The following is a 16,322-nucleotide window of genomic DNA, read 5'->3' as shown; positions in this document are numbered from 1 at the left end:
GCTAAAAGATACGGAGAAAAATTAAACCGGGCAGCTGCTGCCGACGCGGTAATCGATCACTTTGATCTTGCCATCGATAATGTCCTTACGCGCACCCAACACGCGCTTTTCGATTTCTGGCGTAATCAGCTTGCGGTTGTTCGCGTCGAGCGCCCAGTCCACGCCGCCTTCTTTCAAGCCTTTATAGCTGACGCCGCCCTTCCAGGTGCCGTTCTTGACTTCCATGAAGCTGTCATAGACCGTGTTGTCGACGCGCTTGACCATCGAGGTCAGGATGCTGCCTGGATACAAATGGTTTTGGTTCGAATCGACGCCGATGGCCAGCTTGCCTTTTTCCTTGGCCATTTGCAAGGTACCCATGCCGCTGCCGCCAGCGACGGCGAAGACGACATCGACGCCGCGCTCGAATTGCGAGCGGGCCAGTTCGCCACCCTTGGCCGGGTCATTCCAGGCGCCGGACGTGGTGCCGACCATGTTTTGCGTGATTTCCGCTTTCGCATTCACGGCCTTGACGCCTTGCGCGTAGCCGCAGGCGAAGTTGCGGATCAGGGGAATATCGATGCCGCCGATGAAGCCGACCTTCTTGCTCTTGCTGGCCATGGCCGCAGCCACGCCCACCAGGTAGGAGCCTTCTTCTTCCTTGAAAACGACGGAATTGACGTTGCTGCCGGCAGCCTGGCCGTCGATCAGCACGAATTTCACGTTCGGAAATTCCTTGGCGACCTTTTGCACGGCTTGCGTTTGCGCAAAGCCGATGGCGGCGATCATGTCGAGTTTCTTGCGGGCCAGGCCGCGCATGACTTGCTCGGCCTGCGTATCGCTCGATGCCTGTACTTCGATGAAGGAAATGCCCGTGTCTTTTTTGAAGCGCGATGCGCCTTCGAAAGCGGATTGGTTGAACGACTTGTCGAACTTGCCGCCCGCGTCATACACGACACCCAGTTTTGGGGTAGCCGCGGACGCTTGAGCAGTCAGAAATACGGCTGCGATCGTCAAACTAAATTGTGTAAGTTTCATGAATTGGCTCCTGGAAGATCGATATTGTATATTTTTTATAGGTGAAACATATAATTTGGGGCCGATTTAGCCTGTTTTTGATGCACGAGGTGATAATTCCTTATCAACATTGCACTGTATTGCACAAGATCATTGCTGGCCTTGTATGATTTTATGTCGTCAGTGTGATGCTCATGCAACAGTCGCGCCGCGTCTCTTTTATGCTTACAACATCGAATGGCGGTGCCGGAACGGGCTGGGATGCGCCGTCAGTGGACGGGCAGGGCAGGCACAGGACCGGCGCCACGATGGGCGTCCGAATCACTATGCATCATGCCAGATATGTATGACAAATACGTTTTTGTTTAACTATTTATATGAAAGCCATATAAATTCGGCTTCAAGCGGCGGGAGGATTCAGGATATTCAAGAAGGCCCGCACGACGGGGGCGTCGTCGAGCGTGGTGTAGCTGATGTACAGATTGGCCGAGGGGGGATTGGTCTTGATCGGCAGGAACACGACGCCGGGCCAGCCGATGCGGCTCGTCGTTTCCGGCACCAGGGTCACGCCCAGGCCCGCGCCCACCATGGCCAGCAGGGTTTGCGGCTCGCTCGCTTCCTGGAAGATCACGGGTTCGAAACCCGCATTGATACAGCATTGCACCAGGTAGCGGGGAAACGCGGACTTGTCCAGGTTGAGGCTGAGCATCGGTTCGTGGGCGATGTCGATCAGTTCGATGGCCGTGTTTTTCGCCAGCGGATGGTGTTCATTGACGGCCACGCACACGTTTTCGCGGAAGCACAGTTCCTGGCGTAAATTATCGTGACGCAAGTCGTCGTCGTTGAGCTTGGGTTCGCGCCAGAAACCCACGTCGATCTGCTTGGCGCGCAAGGCTTCGTATTGCACCGTGGGACCGAATTCATGGATGGTCCAGGTGACGCGGGGGAATTTGGTCTGGAATTCTTCCAGCAGGCTGGGAATGGGGCCCCACATGGCCGAGCCCACGATGCCCACGCGCAAGCGGCCCACTTCGCCGCGGTCGATCTGGCGGATGGTGTCGATGGTCATGCGCATCTTGGCCAGCAGGTCGGCCGCCTCGTTCATCAGGGCCTTGCCCGCCACCGTCAGCTCGAACGTGCGCGTGGTGCGCGCAAACAGGCGCACGCCCAGTTCGCTTTCCAGTTTCATGATCTGCTGGCTCAACGGCGGCTGCGAGATATGCAGGCGCTCGGCGGCGCGGCTGAAGCTTTTCTCCTCGGCAACGGCAAGAAAATACTTTAACTGTTTCAGATCGATGGACATGCTTTCCTTGCATTACCTGATGCTAAGCGGGAACGGCGCGTCGCCGTGAACGGCCGCGCGCTTCTTTACAGCAGTCCTATTATCGTGCCACCACTGCCTGCATGGCAATGGCCAGCGCGGTGCCGACTTGCGCATTGTGCTTGACCAACGCGATATTCGTCGCCAGGCTGCGCCCATCCGTCAGTTGCTTGATGCGCGACAACAGGAATGGCGTGACTTGCTTGCCCTTCACGCCGCCCGCGTCCGCTTCCTGCAGCGCTTGCGTCGTGATCGCGTCGATTTCTTCCTTGGGCATCGCTTGCGCGGCTGGCACGGGGTTGCTGACGACCACGCCGCCTTTCAAGCCCAGCTGCCACTTGGTGCCGATGAAGGCAGCCTGTTCCGCTGGCGTGTCGAGGCGGAAATCGGCCTTGTAGCCGCTTTCGCGCGTGAAGAAGGCAGGAAAGCCTTCCTGGCCCACGCTGATGACGGGTACGCCATGGGTTTCCAGGTATTCCAGCGTCAGGCCGATGTCGAGAATCGACTTGACGCCCGCGCAGACGACGGCCACGGAGGTGTGCGCCAGTTCCTGCAGGTCGGCGGAAATGTCGAAGCTCGTTTCCGCGCCCCGGTGCACGCCGCCGATGCCGCCCGTGACGAACACGGCAATGCCGGCCAGTTCCGCGCAGATCATGGTGGCGGCCACGGTGGTGGCGCCCAGTTTGCCTTGCGACAAGACGAACGGCAGGTCGCGGCGGCTGACCTTCATGGCGTCGGGCGAGGTGCCCAGCAATTCCAGCTGCTCGGGCGACAGGCCCACGCAGATCTTGCCGTCGATGATGGCGATGGTGGCCGGCACGGCGCCGCCGTCACGGATGATCTGTTCCACTTCGCGCGCCATTTCCACGTTTTGCGGATACGGCATGCCGTGCGAAATGATGGTCGATTCCAGCGCCACGATGGCCTTGCCGGCGGCGCGCGCGGCTAGCACTTCTTGCGAGAACGAGAGGAAGGTATTCAATTGCGTCATGTGTCAGTCCTGTTGAAAGAGGGTAGGGGGAGGTGGCGCCAGGTCGGCGTCGTCGATGTCGTCGAGCGCGCCGGCGGAAATCTGGGGGGAAACGGTGGCAGCCGATTCCAGGGTCATGGCGGCCAGCTTCAGGCCGCGCCGGCACGCCAGTTTCAAGTCGCCGCTGTCGTGGTACAGCGACCAGCAGACGGCGGCGGAAAACGCGTCGCCGGCGCCCGTCACGTCGACGGCGTCCACTTCGCGCGCGGCCAGGTGCCCGACAGGCGCGTCCACGCCGTCGCCGTCCGTGAAATACACGCCTTCGCCGCCGCAGGTGACGATCACCTGGCGCGCGCCCTGGCGCTGCACTTCGCGGCAGGCGGCGCGCACGTCGAACGCCGTCGGCAAGGCCCGCGCCACGCGCGTTTCCAGTTCGCCACGGTTGAGGATCAGCAGGTGCAAGCCCGCCAGGTCCTGCGGCAGGTGCGCCATCTTCGGCTGCGAGACGGCGACGATGACCAGCGGCGTCGCGTGGGCAACGTCCTGGCGCGCATCGGCCAGCAGTGCCTGCACGCTGTCGTGGCCCAGGTTCAGGTCGCAGACGGTGAGGGCGGCGGCCGCGCGCTGGGGCTGGCGGCTGTGCAGGAAGGCGGGGGTCAGCTGTTCGTAGAGTTGCATGTTGGCCATCGCCAGCAGCATTTCGCCATGCTCGTCGAGCACGGCCGTGTAGGTGCCGCTGCTGGTGTTGCTCAAATGCAAGCTGCCGCGCATGTCGATGCCCGCGTCTTCCGCGTGCGTCTGCAGCGCGTGGCCGGCCGCGTCGTCGCCCAGGGCCGTCAGCAGGGCCACGGGGATGGCCAGGCGGGCCAGGTTTTCCGCGATGTTGCGGCCCACGCCGCCAAACACCTCTTCCGAGCGCACGGGATTCGAGGTGCCCATCTGCAAGGTGGCCAGGGTGCGCATCTTGCGGTCCAGGTTGGCGGCGCCTATGCACAGCACGGGGCGGCTGTCGGGCAGCACGTAGGCGCGTCCCAGCAGGCGCCGCTCGCGTATGAGGCCGGCGATATGGCCGGCGACGGCCGAGCGCGACAAGCCCAGTTCGTTCGCCAGGTCCTGCTGCGAGATGAAGGGGTTGTTGCGGATCAGCGTGTACAACTGGTCTTTTTTATTGGTATCGGTCACAAGGTGTTCGCAGGAGGTTTAAACATTTGTCTGAAACTGTAAACATTTGTCTTGGTCGTGTCAAGCGCATGCCGGGCGTGCGCGAAAAGTGCTCGTATGGAGCTTGTATGCATGGATTTACGGGGCATGGCAAGGGCGTGGCCGCCGCTGGCGGGCGAGCGCTTGCCTGGACTATAATATCGGCCATTTATATTTGAATTGTATAAATGGGCAAGAAAAATGGTATTTGCCATACATATTCCGTTTGATGCATAGTGGCGGCAATTAATGGCAATACGCATCTGGATAGTCCAGCAACACCCATGCATACCCGATACCTGGGCCGCAGTCCCCACCCGGACACGATCGCGCAGGCAGCAACCATCATCATTAGTCACTCAGAGGATAACCATGTCGAACAACGCCCCTTTCCACGCCGCCGAAATCATCCGTGCCCGCGCCCCAGAAAATTTCAAGCCGCGCGTGGCGATGATCCTCGGCTCCGGCCTGGGCGTATTGGCCGAGCAGATGACGGACGCCGTCAGCATCAGCTTTGACGAGTTGCCAGGTTTCCCGATCAGCACCGTGCACGGCCATGCCGGCGAACTGGTGGTCGGCACCCTGTCGGGCGTCGCCGTCGTCTGCATGAAGGGCCGCGGCCACTTCTATGAAGGCTATGGCATGGGCGTGATGACGAGCGCCATCCGCACCCTGAAACTGCTGGGCTGCGAAATGCTGTTCGTCACCAACGCTGCCGGTTCCCTGCGCCCTAAAGTGGACGCCGGCAGCCTGGTGGCCATCAGTGACCATATCAACCTGTTGCCAGGCACGCCGATGGTCGGCCCGAACGACGACCGCTTCGGCCCGCGCTTCTTCAGCATGGCCAACGCCTACGATGCGGACCTGCGCAAGCTGGTCAAGGACACGGCTGCCGCGAACGGCATCACCCTGCACGAAGGCGTGTTCGTCGCCTACCCTGGCCCGAACTTCGAGACGGCCGCCGAAATCCGCATGATGGCCCGCCTGGGCGCCGACACGGTCGGCATGTCGGTGGTGCCGGAAGTGGTGTCGGCCCGCCATTGCGACCTGAAAGTGGTGGGCGTGTCCGTCATCACCAACCTGGCCGAAGGCATGTCGCCATTCGCCCTGTCGCACGAACAAACCCTGAAGTACGCGGCCATCGGCGCGAAAGACCTGGTCAAGCTGATCCTGGCTTTCCTGGCCACCGTTGCCACCAAACCGCAAGCCTAAGCACTGCTTTTTTTGTAGTAGCGGCGCGCCAGCCACCGGCGCTGCCGCGCAGCAGGCCGGGGAAATCCGGCCTACACTGTCCGCATCATCCCGCATTACCTTCATAGAGCGAGCCTTATCATGTCACGCGCATTTATCCTCCTGCTTGATTCCTTCGGCCTTGGCGCGACGCCAGACGCCGCAAAGTATGGCGACGCAGGTGCCAATACCTTTGGCCACATTGCCAGCACTGTCGCCAAAAGCGGCAAGACCTTGAAACTCCCTAACATGGAACGCCTGGGACTGGGCGCCGCCGCGCACCTGGCCAGCGGCGAATGGGCCACGGGCTTCGACCAGCGCGATGGTTTTACCGGCGCCTACGGTGCGGCGCGCGAGCGCTCCACCGGCAAGGACACGCAGAGCGGCCACTGGGAAATCGCCGGCGTGCCCGTCGAATTCGACTGGGGCTACTTCCCCCGCACGACGCCGTCCTTCCCCGCCGACCTGACCGACAAGCTGAAAGCCATGTCGGGCGTGCCGGGCTTCCTGGGCGACTGCCACGCCTCGGGCACGGACATCATCAACAAGCATGGCGACGAACACGTCGCCACGGGCAAGCTGATTATCTATACCTCGGGCGACTCGGTGATGCAGATCGCCGCGCACGAAGAATCGTTCGGCCTCGAGCGCCTGTACCAGGTGTGCGAAATGGCCTTCAAGCTGGTCGAGCCGTACAACATCGGCCGCGTCATCGCCCGCCCGTTCACGGGCAGCAACGGCAACTACACGCGCACTTCCAACCGCCACGACTACGCCGTCGCGCCGCCCGCGCCGACCCTGCTCGACCACGTGAAGAATGCGGGCGGCGAAGTGGTCGGCCTGGGCAAGATCAGCGACATCTTCGCTACCCAGGGCATCTCGCGCGTCGTGAAGGGCGTCGACAATATGGTGCTGTTCGAGGCGCTGCTGAAGACGGCCGATGAAGTGCAGGACAAGTCGCTCACTTTTGTGAACTTCGTCGATTTCGACCAGGCTTTCGGCCACCGCCGCAACGTCGAGGGCTATGCCGATGCGCTGCGCGAAATGGATGCGCGCCTGCCGGAATTCATGGCCAAGCTGAAGGAAGGCGACCTGGTCGTGATCACCGCCGACCATGGCTGCGACCCCACCTGGCACGGCTCCGACCACACCCGCGAACACATTCCGATGATCTTCTTCGGCCCCGGCGTCGCCCCGCGCGCACTGGGTATCTCCGAGACCTTCTCCGATATTGGCCAAACCCTCGCCAAGCACCTTGGCGTACCACCACTTGCTAATGGAACCAGCTTGTTATGACACTCATGCACCCCGAATTCAAGCGTAACGAGGCCGTCGGCCTCGACCTGGGCTGGATCAACCAGGTCCGCGTCAACCGCGCCGCGACGGACCGCCGCGCGGCCAGCCTGGCGAACCGCCGTACGGTGAAAAAGGAATACCAGGCCGCCTGGCTGGTGAAAGCCATCCAGATGATCGACCTGACCACCCTGGGCGGCGACGATACCCCGGGCCGCGTGGAACGCCTGTGCATGAAGGCCATGCGCCCCTTGCGCGCCGACCTGATGGCCGCACTGGGCCTGACGGAACTGAGCACCGGCGCCGTGTGCGTGTACCACGAAATGATCCAGCCGGCCGTGCAGGTCATCCAGGGCCGCTTGCCCATCGCCGCCGTGTCGACGGGTTTCCCGGCCGGCCTGACGAGCATGGAAACGAAGCTGCGCGAGATCGAACTGTCGGTCGCTGCGGGCGCCTCGGAAATCGATATCGTCATCACGCGCCAGCACGTCCTGAACGGCAACTGGCAAGTGCTGTACGACGAAATGCTTGCCTACCGCAAGGCCTGCGGCGAAGCGCACGTGAAGGCGATTCTCGCCACGGGCGACTTGCTGACGATGGAAAACGTGGCCAAGGCGTCGTGGGTCTGCATGATGGCGGGCGCCGATTTCATCAAGACGTCCACCGGCAAGGAAGGCGTGAACGCCACCATTCCCGTGGCCCTGACGATGGTGCGCACGATCCGCGAATACCACGAGCAGACGGGTTTCCAGGTGGGCTTCAAGCCGGCCGGCGGCGTCAGCTCGGCCAAGAGCGCGCTGCAATACCTGACCCTGATGAAGGAAGAACTGGGCAATGAATGGCTGCAGCCGCACCTGTTCCGCATCGGCGCTTCCAGCCTGCTGACCGACATCGAGCGCCAGCTCGAGCACTACGTCACCGGCAGCTACTCGGCCAATCATCGTCACGCACAACCTTAAAGAACATTCGTCATGCCTACAATTAACGAGATTCTCACTACTATGGACTACGGCCCAGCTCCCGAAAGTCAAAAAGAAGCACAGGCGTGGCTCGACGGCCACCAGCGCAAGTTCGGCCTGTTTATCGACAACGCCTGGAGCGAGCCGGCCGAGCTGTTCGCCTCGACCAATCCTGCCGACGGCGCGCAACTGGCCGAACTGACGCAGGCGACCGATGCTGACGTGGAGCGCGCCGTGGAAGCGGCGCGCCGCGCGCTGCCCGTGTGGCAGGGCATGGGCGGCCATGGCCGCGCCAAGGTCATGTACGCGCTGGCCCGTTTGCTGCAAAAGCATTCGCGCCTGTTCGCCGTGCTGGAAACCCTGGACAACGGCAAGACCATCCGCGAAACGCGCGATATCGACCTGCCGCTGGCCGCGCGCCACTTCTACCATCACGCGGGCTGGGCGCAGCTGCAATCGGAAGAATTCGCCGACTACCGCGCCGTGGGCGTGGTGGGCCAGATCGTGCCGTGGAATTTCCCCCTGCTGATGCTGTCGTGGAAAATCGCCCCGGCCCTGGCCGCCGGTAACACGGTGGTCTTCAAGCCGGCCGAATTCACCTCGCTCACCGCCATGCTGTTCGCCGAACTGTGCGTGCAGGCGGGCGTGCCGGCCGGCGTGGTCAACATCGTCACCGGCGACGGCCGCGTGGGCTCGGCCATCGTCAACCATCCTGGCGTCGACAAGATCGCGTTTACGGGCTCCACGGAAGTGGGCCGTCTGATCCGCGAGGCGACGGCCGGCAGCGGCAAGAAACTGTCCCTCGAATTGGGCGGCAAGTCGCCATTCGTCGTCTTTGAAGATGCGGACCTGGACGGCGCGGTGGAAGGCCTGGTCGATTCGATCTGGTTCAACCAGGGCCAGGTGTGCTGCGCCGGTTCGCGCCTGCTGGTGCAGGAATCGATCCAGGAGCGCTTCCTGAACAAGGTGCGCGCGCGCATGGAAAACCTGCGCCTCGGCTCGCCGCTGGACAAATCGATGGACGTGGGCGCGCTGGTCGACCCGGTCCAGCGCCAGCGCATCGCCGCGCTGGTCGATTCGGCCCGTGCCGAAGGCTGCGACGTATGGCAGCCCGCGTGCGAATTGCCGGCGGACGGTTCGTGGTTCCCGCCGACCCTGATCACGGGCGCGTCGACATCGGCCGCCGTGGCGCAGGCTGAGATCTTCGGCCCCGTGCTGGTGGCGATGAGCTTCCGCACGCCGCCTGAAGCGGTGCAGTTGGCGAACAACACGGTGTACGGCCTGGCCGCCAGCGTGTGGACCGAGTCGATCAGCCTGGCGCTGGACATCGCTCCCGCCATCAAGGCCGGCGTGGTGTGGATCAACAGCGCCAACCAGTTTGACGCGGCCTGCGGCTTCGGCGGCTACCGCGAATCGGGCTTCGGCCGGGAAGGCGGCCGCGAAGGCATGCTGGAATACATGACGGCCCTGGCCGAAGATGCGCGTCCGGCCCTGCCGGTGGTGGAAGCGAAAGCCAAGGGCAATGCGAAACCGGCAGCCGCCGATCCCTTCGCCATCGACCGCACGGCCAAGATGTACATCGGCGGCAAGCAGGCGCGCCCTGACAGCGCCTACAGCGCTCCCGTGTTCGGCGCAAACGGCGCCCTGCTGGCCGAAGTGGGCGTGGGCAGCCGCAAGGACATCCGCAACGCCGTCGAAGCGGCGCACAAGGCATCCGGCTGGACCGGCGCCACGGCGCACAACCGCGCGCAGGTGCTGTACTACATCGCCGAGAACCTGGCTGCGCGCGCCGACGAATTCGCCGCCCGCATCGCCGCCATGACGGGCAACAAGAACCCGGAGAAGGAAGTGCAGGCATCGATCGAACGCCTGTTCTACTACGCGGCCTGGGCCGACAAGTACGATGGTCTGGCGCACCAGCCGCCAACCAAGGGCATCACCGTCGCGCTCAATGAAGCCGTTGGCGTGATCGGCATCGTCTGCCCGAACGAAGCGCCTTTGCTGGGCTTCATTTCGCTGGTGGCGCCGGCCATCGCGCTGGGCAACCGCGTGGTGGTGGTGCCGTCGGAAGCGCATCCGCTCTCCGCGCTGGACCTGTACCAGGTGTTCGATACGTCCGACTTGCCGGGCGGCGTCGTCAACATCATCAGCGGCAACGCCGATGAGCTGGCGCGCACCCTGGCCACGCACGCCGACATCGACGCCGTGTGGCGCCATGACGGCTCCGCCGAAGGCTGCGCGGAAGTCGAGCGCCTGTCCGCCGGCACCCTGAAGCGCACCTGGGTCGGCGGCGCCAAGGGCCGCGACTGGTACAGTGCGGCCCAAAGCGGCGGCCGCGCCGTGCTGGCGCATGCGTCGCAAGTGAAAAACGTGTGGATTCCTTACGGCGTCTAAGGTTGTAGAGCAGGACGGTGGGGCCGGATCTTCCGCGCAGCGATGCGCCGGGGCGCCGGCCCCAAGTTGCTTTCACCAGCAGGGCGCAGGCATCGCGGGCGCCGCTGGATTGGAACAGTACCTCATATCGGGAGCTATCATGTTTTTAACCCAAGAAATCATCCGCAAGAAGCGCGACAAGGGCGTGCTGAGCGCCGAGGAAATCCAGTTTTTCGTGCGCGGCATTACTGACGGCAGCGTCAGCGAAGGCCAGATCGCGGCGCTGGGCATGGCCGTCTTTTTCAACGACATGAACATGGACGAGCGCGTGGCGTTCACCCTGGCCATGCGCGATTCCGGCCACGTGCTGGACTGGCGCGCGCTGAACCTGCCGGGGCCTGTCGTCGACAAGCATTCGACGGGCGGCGTGGGCGACGTGGTGTCCCTGCTGCTGGGCCCCATGGTGGCCGCGTGCGGCGGCTACGTGCCGATGATCTCGGGCCGCGGCCTGGGCCACACTGGCGGTACCCTCGACAAGTTCGACGCCATCCCCGGCTACTGCACCGTGCCGGACAATGAACTGTTCCGCAAGGTGGTGCAGGAGATCGGCGTGGCCATCATCGGCCAGACGGCGCAGCTGGCGCCGGCCGACAAGCGCTTCTACAGCATCCGCGACGTGACCGCCACGGTGGAATCGGTGGCCATGATCACCGGCTCCATCCTGTCGAAGAAACTGTCGGCGGGCCTGGATGCGCTGGTGATGGACGTGAAAGTGGGTACGGGCGCCTTCATGCCGACCTACGACAAATCGGTGGAACTGGCCGAGAGCATCGTCGCCGTCGGCAACGGCGCGGGCATGCAGACGTCGGCCATCCTGACGGACATGAACGAATCGCTGGCGCCGTACGCCGGCAATGCGCTGGAAGTGCGGGGCGCCATGGATTACCTGACGGGCCGTTCGCGTCCCGCGCGCCTGCACGAAGTCACGCTGGCGCTGTGCGCCGAGATGCTGGTGCTGGGCGGCCTGGCTGCCACCGAAGAAGAGGCGCGCGTCAAGCTGACGGCGGCCCTCGATTCGGGCGAGGCGGCCGAGCGCTTCTCGCGCATGGTGTCCGCCCTGGGCGGCCCGGCGGATCTGATCGAGAACCCGGACAAACACCTGGAAAAGGCGCCGTTCATCGTGCCGGCGCCGGCGCTGTCCGCCGGTTTTGCCAACGTGCGCGATTGCCGCGGCATCGGCCTGGCCGTGGTCGCCTTGGGCGGTGGCCGCCGCCGCCCGAGCGACAGCATCGATTTCGCCGTCGGCCTGACGGACCTCGTGGGCCTGGGCGAGCAAGTGTCCGTAGGCCAGCCGCTGGCCATGGTGCACGCGCGCACGGAAGCGGCGGCGCAGCAAGCCGTCAAGGAAATCCAGGATGCGTATGCCATCAGCGCGGTGGCGTTGACGGCCAATCCGGTGATTTACCGTACCATTCGTCCGTAATGTACAACTGGGGTCAGGCCCCGTTTGCGATAGCGCTGAACTATGTGTCGGCGGTGTTGAGGGTCTGACCCCGGCCTTAATGATTTCAAAGGTATTGCAGAAAAAATGAACAACCAAGAACTGATCGCCGAAGCCAACGCCGGCCGTGAACTGGCCTATGCGCCATACTCGCGCTTCAAAGTGGGCGCGGCGCTGCTGTGCAAGGATGGCCGCGTCTTCCGTGGCTGTAACGTGGAAAACGCCGCGTATGGCCTGTGCAATTGCGCCGAGCGCACGGCGTTTTTCAGCGCCATCGCGCATGGCTGCAAGCCGGGCGATTTCGCCAGGCTGGCTGTCACGGGCGATACGGCCGAACCGATCTCGCCGTGCGGCGCCTGCCGCCAGGTGATATTCGAGATGGGCGGCGCCGACCTGCCCGTGATCCTGACGAACCTGAAAAACGATGTCATGGAAGTGACGGCGGGCTGGCTGCTGCCGCACGGTTTCGGCAGTTCCGACCTGGACATGAAACCATAGGGCTGGTTTGAACAAGACGATCGACATCCAGGCCGCCGTGGCGATCGCCGCGGCCGAAGCCATGGCCGCCAAGACGCAGGGCACCTTCGGCGTGGGCGGCGTGCTGCTCGATGGCGCCGGCAACGTGCTGCAATCGATGCACAACAACGTCGTGCGCCAGGGGCTGGTGTTCGACCCCACCGCGCATGGCGAGCGCCAGCTGGTGGACTGGTATTTTGCCGAACGGGCCAAGGGCACGCCCTTGCCGCCGCCGGGCGAACTGACCATCGTCACCTCGCTCGACCCGTGCTGCATGTGCACGGGCGCCATCCTGGCGGCCGGTTTCAACGTGGTGGTGGCCGCACCCGATGTCAAGGCGGGCATCAATTACGATGGCGCCGCCAGTTTCACGGCCTTGCCGGTGCCGCTGCGGGCGCAGGCGGGCCGCAGCTTTTGCTATCCGGCCGTGCGCGGCGCCACCGAGTATGCGCGCGCGCCGTCCGGCGCCGCGCCCAGGTCCTTTTTCATCGGCAAGAGCATCCACGAGGCGACGCAGGCACTGTGCTCGCTGGTGTTCGAAGCGACATCGGCCCAGGTGATGCAGCTGCTGAACGCGGGCGACGACGTGCAGCTGCGCGATCCGGCCACCTTGCCGTCCGAGCACGCCGTGGTGCGCGCCTTGCGCCGCCGCTATCCCGACGCGCTGACCTACCGCTGCGACCCGCATGCGCCCGATGCTGGCCTGGCGCCATTCCTGCAGGCGGCCATGGAGCAGGACGCGCGCGACGGCGGCCAGGGCGACGCGGCCGCCTTGCTCGATGCCTTTGGCAACCTGCTGCTGTGCATGCCGGGCCAGCTGGCGCGTTCCCTCATCCGCACGCCGTTCATGGAATGCACGCGCCAGTACGCGCAATTGCGCTATGAATTGATGGCCGGCGCCGAGCCGGCGCTGCAGGAAGACATCAAGCGTTATCTGGGCCACCCCAAGCATGGCACCTTCGTGCTGGCCATGGGCCCGGACGACAGCGCCGCCAGTTTCATGACCCTGGGCGCCTATGGCTCCACGATGGAGGGGGCGCTGCCGGAAAATAACCCCGCACAATTCCAGTACGTGCGCCCGGCCATGGCGGAAGACGCGCTGCTGGCGCTGTGCGACGCCATGCCGCCCCTGTACCGCAAGCTGATCCGGATCCGGCCGCGCCAGGTGGCGGACCGGGCGTTGATCGACGCACTGGCCTAGGCGTCGTCGTCGGGCAGGTTTTTCAATAAAAAGTCGCGCACGTTTTCGCCGGCGACGCGGCGGATCTGCGCTTCCGACAGGCCCGCGTCGAGCAGCGCCTGCGTCAACCGCGGCAGGCCGGCCGCATCGATGGCGGTAGTGACGGCGCCGTCGAAGTCCGAACCATAGGCCACGTGTTCGGCGCCGATCAGGTTGACCGTGTACTTGATGGCGCGCGCGATCGACGCCACGTCCTTGCCGCAGACGGCCGTATTCCAGAAGCCGATGCCCACCAGGCCACCCTGGGCGGCGATGCGTTTCAATTGCGCGTCGCTCAGGTTGCGCCCGTTGGCGCAAGTGCCGCGCACGCCCGTGTGTGACACCATCACGGGGCGCTTCGCCATGCTCAAGACGTCGTCGATGGTGGCCGGCGAGGCGTGCGCCAGGTCGACGATCATCTTGCGCTGCTCCATGGCGCGCAGCCATTGCCTGCCCAGCGGCGTCAGGCCGCCTTTTTGCATGCCGTGCTGGGAGCCGGACAGCTCCGTGTCGAAGAAATGCGTGGGCGCGGCCATGCGGAAGCCCGCCCGGTACAAGGTATCGAGATTGTCCAGCTTGCCTTCGAGCGCATGCGCGCCTTCCAGGGTCAGCCAGCCGGCCAGCAGGCCGGGGTCCTGTTCGCGCGCGGCGAGGAAGCTGCGCAGCTGGGCGCGGCTGCCGATCACGCGGACCTTGCCATGGCTGCCGGCCGCCTGCTGCTGCAATTCGCCGGCCTGGTAGGTGGCGCGCGCCAGCAGGCTGTTCCAGGTGGCGGGCGGTAAGCCCTGGGCCATCACCAGCGCCGTGATGTTATCCGTATCGCTGCCGTTGCGCTCGATATTCATCTTGCGCGGCGTCTTGGTGACGACGGAAAAGGCTTGCAGCGCCACGTTGCCCCGCTGCAGGCGGGGGAAGTCGACATGGCCGCGCTGGCTGTCGCGCGCCAGCTTGCGTTGCCACAGCAGGCTGTCCGCGTGCAGGTCGGCGATCCACAGGCTCTGGTGCAGGGCCAGGGTGGCCGCCGACGGCGCCTTGCCGGACGGCGCATGCACGCGGTTGAGATGCTCGTCGACGAGGACGGGAGCGGACAGGAAACCGCCAGCCAGCGCAAGGCTGGCGGCGGCGAGGGTACCGATAATCATTGTTCTCCGTTTTACCATGGGTCGTAGGTGCCCAGGCTCCATATGTGGCCTTCCGGATCGCGGCAGGTAAAGCCCCGTCCACCGTAATCCTCATCCTTGATGTCGAGCATGATCTCGGCGCCCGCTTCGCGCGCGCTGCGGTAGACGGCATCGGCATCGCTGACGACCAGGTAGCAGCTTTGCGTGTTGGCACCGCCGAGTTCGCCAGGCAGTTTCATCAGGCGGCCATAGTCGCTGTCGAGGGCCGGCGCCACCATGACCATGCCGTTGCCGAAGCTCAGTTGCGCATGAGCTACGCCATCGTTGCCGTCAGGCACGATCAATTGTTTTTCAAAACCGAGTGCGTTGCACAGCCATTCGATGGCGGCGGGGGCGTCGCGGTAGCGCAGGCAGGGAATGGTCGTGCCTGTTGTGGCTTTTGCTGTCGTGGTCATCAGAAAACTCCTATGGCAGATGGGGAGTAGCTTCGATCGTCTATGGTGCGCGGTGTTCCGTATCAATACCATCCATCGGGATGGTATTGATGCCCGTCAATGCTGCGCCCATCCATAGTGCCATAGAACCATCGTTGCACTCTTGCCACGGCGCAAATTTATTGCGGTGACCGGGACGAGTTCGCCGCTTCCGTGTCCGTGCTGGTATCGTCGCTGTTGCTGGCCCAGCGCAGCAGCATGACGAGGGCAAACAGCATGATGGCCAGCGGCAGGATGGTGATCAGGAACGCCAGGCCCAGGCAGCATCCCAGCAGCATGGGCCAGGACATGGCGCGCAAGGCTGCCATGCCCTCGCGTGCGTAAGCGCACAGCTCGCTCCAGAAAGCGCTGAAGGAATTGCTGCCCGGTGCCGGATTGATGTCTTTCATGCTGTTCTCCTGTCGTGGATGCCGCTGCCGTATGCAGGCTGGCGATGTGTCCACTATAGGCAAAACCTGGCCGCCGACCATGGCGTATGCGACGAATGGCAGAAATGGCGGAGCGAACGGCGACAGGCCGGGACAAGCGGTTATTCGAATACCTTGAGTTTCAGCTGGAAACTGAGGGCGCCGTACAGGCGGTCCTTGTAGGACGGCACGATGGCGATATTCACGCCCACGCGCTGGTATTCATAGCTGATGGTGGGGACCAGGGCCGGGAACCAGCCGCCGTCGCGCATCTTCGGATAGCCGCTGAAGCCGCCAACGACGGCGCCGACGCGCAGCGGGCCCACCTTGATGGGCTGGTAGTACACGCCCAGGTAGTTCGAATAGGCGCGGTCGCTATTGTAGAAGCGGCCGGCCGTGGCCGACGCGACCGTGGAAAAACGGTATTCGGCGCCCAGGCCCGGATTGCTGTCGTTCAGGTTCTTGTCGCGCTGAAAGTGATACGAATAAAAACCCGCGTTGAGCCAGGTTTCGCTGAGCGGCTGGTTGTCTATCATGCCGACTGTCTGCGCCTGTGCCGTGGATGCCACTGCCAGCAGCGCCGCGCAGGCCGCCTTGCCCAGCAATGACGCGGTGCGCGCCGATGACCATTGTTTCATGCCTGTTCCTTATCCTGTGGGTATCGCGCCGCCCGTGCAAACGCTCCAGCGCGCCATGCTATCACTGCTCGTTTGTTCGTTGGA

General features: G+C 63.9%; 15 protein-coding genes. 7 read left to right on the top strand and 8 right to left on the bottom strand.

Features of this window, described 5'->3' with window-relative positions:
- Positions 1-21: 21 nt before the first annotated feature.
- The 4 genes from GCN74_RS10400 to GCN74_RS10385 all read right to left on the bottom strand — a co-directional run bounded on the left by GCN74_RS10400 (position 22) and on the right by GCN74_RS10385 (position 4,469).
- Positions 22-1,017, bottom strand: coding sequence for a BMP family lipoprotein (locus tag GCN74_RS10400; RefSeq protein ID WP_086145103.1), 996 nt, complete (start codon positions 1,015-1,017; stop codon positions 22-24).
- A gap of 379 nt (positions 1,018-1,396) precedes the next feature.
- Positions 1,397-2,299 (bottom strand): LysR family transcriptional regulator, encoded by a 903-nt coding sequence (locus GCN74_RS10395; RefSeq protein ID WP_152256604.1) that lies wholly within the window; start codon positions 2,297-2,299, stop codon positions 1,397-1,399.
- Positions 2,300-2,378: 79 nt separating this feature from the next.
- A complete protein-coding gene (locus GCN74_RS10390) occupies positions 2,379-3,308 on the bottom strand; it encodes a pseudouridine-5'-phosphate glycosidase (RefSeq protein ID WP_413541536.1) in 930 nt (309 codons plus the stop codon).
- Positions 3,309-3,311: 3 nt separating this feature from the next.
- Entirely contained in the window at positions 3,312-4,469 is a 1,158-nt protein-coding gene (locus GCN74_RS10385; protein ID WP_152256603.1) for a carbohydrate kinase, read from the bottom strand.
- A 390-nt stretch (positions 4,470-4,859) separates the two neighbouring features.
- Between GCN74_RS10385 and xapA the strand changes: the two genes are divergently transcribed.
- From xapA to GCN74_RS10350, 7 genes are all read left to right on the top strand, one after another.
- A complete protein-coding gene (xapA, locus tag GCN74_RS10380) occupies positions 4,860-5,699 on the top strand; it encodes a xanthosine phosphorylase (RefSeq protein ID WP_152256602.1) in 840 nt (279 codons plus the stop codon).
- Between the two features lie 120 nt (positions 5,700-5,819).
- Complete coding sequence (locus tag GCN74_RS10375) at positions 5,820-7,013, top strand: phosphopentomutase (protein ID WP_152256601.1); 1,194 nt, start codon at positions 5,820-5,822, stop codon at positions 7,011-7,013.
- Positions 7,010-7,969 (top strand): deoxyribose-phosphate aldolase, encoded by a 960-nt coding sequence (deoC, locus tag GCN74_RS10370; RefSeq protein WP_152256600.1) that lies wholly within the window; start codon positions 7,010-7,012, stop codon positions 7,967-7,969. Before GCN74_RS10375 ends, deoC begins: the two co-directional genes overlap by 4 nt.
- 12 nt (positions 7,970-7,981) lie before the next feature.
- On the top strand, positions 7,982-10,363 hold the full coding sequence (locus tag GCN74_RS10365; protein ID WP_413541535.1) for an aldehyde dehydrogenase family protein: 2,382 nt from the start codon (positions 7,982-7,984) through the stop codon (positions 10,361-10,363).
- Positions 10,364-10,502: 139 nt separating this feature from the next.
- On the top strand, positions 10,503-11,825 hold the full coding sequence (gene deoA, locus GCN74_RS10360) for a thymidine phosphorylase (RefSeq protein ID WP_152256599.1): 1,323 nt from the start codon (positions 10,503-10,505) through the stop codon (positions 11,823-11,825).
- Positions 11,826-11,930: 105 nt separating this feature from the next.
- Positions 11,931-12,341 carry a cytidine deaminase gene (locus tag GCN74_RS10355; protein WP_152256598.1) on the top strand — a complete coding sequence of 137 codons (411 nt, stop codon included), beginning with the start codon at positions 11,931-11,933 and terminating at the stop codon, positions 12,339-12,341.
- Between the two features lie 7 nt (positions 12,342-12,348).
- On the top strand, positions 12,349-13,560 hold the full coding sequence (locus tag GCN74_RS10350; protein WP_152256597.1) for a nucleoside deaminase: 1,212 nt from the start codon (positions 12,349-12,351) through the stop codon (positions 13,558-13,560).
- On the opposite strand, the gene GCN74_RS10345 is transcribed toward GCN74_RS10350, so the two are convergent.
- The 4 genes from GCN74_RS10345 to GCN74_RS10330 form a co-directional block, all read right to left on the bottom strand.
- Positions 13,557-14,720, bottom strand: coding sequence for a dipeptidase (locus tag GCN74_RS10345; RefSeq protein WP_152256596.1), 1,164 nt, complete (start codon positions 14,718-14,720; stop codon positions 13,557-13,559). The two genes, GCN74_RS10350 and GCN74_RS10345, sit on opposite strands and share 4 nt — an antisense overlap.
- Positions 14,721-14,731: 11 nt before the next feature.
- Positions 14,732-15,154, bottom strand: coding sequence for a VOC family protein (locus tag GCN74_RS10340; RefSeq protein ID WP_152256595.1), 423 nt, complete (start codon positions 15,152-15,154; stop codon positions 14,732-14,734).
- A 158-nt stretch (positions 15,155-15,312) separates the two neighbouring features.
- Positions 15,313-15,582 (bottom strand): hypothetical protein, encoded by a 270-nt coding sequence (locus tag GCN74_RS10335; protein WP_152256594.1) that lies wholly within the window; start codon positions 15,580-15,582, stop codon positions 15,313-15,315.
- 140 nt (positions 15,583-15,722) lie between these two features.
- Positions 15,723-16,238, bottom strand: coding sequence for a hypothetical protein (locus GCN74_RS10330; RefSeq protein WP_152256593.1), 516 nt, complete (start codon positions 16,236-16,238; stop codon positions 15,723-15,725).
- Positions 16,239-16,322 lie beyond the last annotated feature (84 nt).

Source organism: Janthinobacterium sp. FT14W (genome assembly GCF_009208755.1).
Taxonomy (GTDB): domain Bacteria; phylum Pseudomonadota; class Gammaproteobacteria; order Burkholderiales; family Burkholderiaceae_D; genus Janthinobacterium; species Janthinobacterium violaceinigrum.
This window is presented reverse-complemented; position numbering and strand designations above follow the sequence as displayed.

Coding starts and splice junctions, on each gene's coding strand:
- GCN74_RS10355 (WP_152256598.1), top strand. CDS start 11,931: ATGAACAACCAAGAACTGATCGCCGAAGCCAACGCCGGCCGTGAACTG.
- GCN74_RS10365 (WP_413541535.1), top strand. CDS start 7,982: ATGCCTACAATTAACGAGATTCTCACTACTATGGACTACGGCCCAGCT.
- xapA (WP_152256602.1), top strand. CDS start 4,860: ATGTCGAACAACGCCCCTTTCCACGCCGCCGAAATCATCCGTGCCCGC.
- GCN74_RS10390 (WP_413541536.1), bottom strand. CDS start 3,308: ATGACGCAATTGAATACCTTCCTCTCGTTCTCGCAAGAAGTGCTAGCC.
- deoA (WP_152256599.1), top strand. CDS start 10,503: ATGTTTTTAACCCAAGAAATCATCCGCAAGAAGCGCGACAAGGGCGTG.
- GCN74_RS10400 (WP_086145103.1), bottom strand. CDS start 1,017: ATGAAACTTACACAATTTAGTTTGACGATCGCAGCCGTATTTCTGACT.
- GCN74_RS10330 (WP_152256593.1), bottom strand. CDS start 16,238: ATGAAACAATGGTCATCGGCGCGCACCGCGTCATTGCTGGGCAAGGCG.
- GCN74_RS10375 (WP_152256601.1), top strand. CDS start 5,820: ATGTCACGCGCATTTATCCTCCTGCTTGATTCCTTCGGCCTTGGCGCG.
- GCN74_RS10395 (WP_152256604.1), bottom strand. CDS start 2,299: ATGTCCATCGATCTGAAACAGTTAAAGTATTTTCTTGCCGTTGCCGAG.
- GCN74_RS10335 (WP_152256594.1), bottom strand. CDS start 15,582: ATGAAAGACATCAATCCGGCACCGGGCAGCAATTCCTTCAGCGCTTTC.
- GCN74_RS10345 (WP_152256596.1), bottom strand. CDS start 14,720: ATGATTATCGGTACCCTCGCCGCCGCCAGCCTTGCGCTGGCTGGCGGT.
- deoC (WP_152256600.1), top strand. CDS start 7,010: ATGACACTCATGCACCCCGAATTCAAGCGTAACGAGGCCGTCGGCCTC.
- GCN74_RS10340 (WP_152256595.1), bottom strand. CDS start 15,154: ATGACCACGACAGCAAAAGCCACAACAGGCACGACCATTCCCTGCCTG.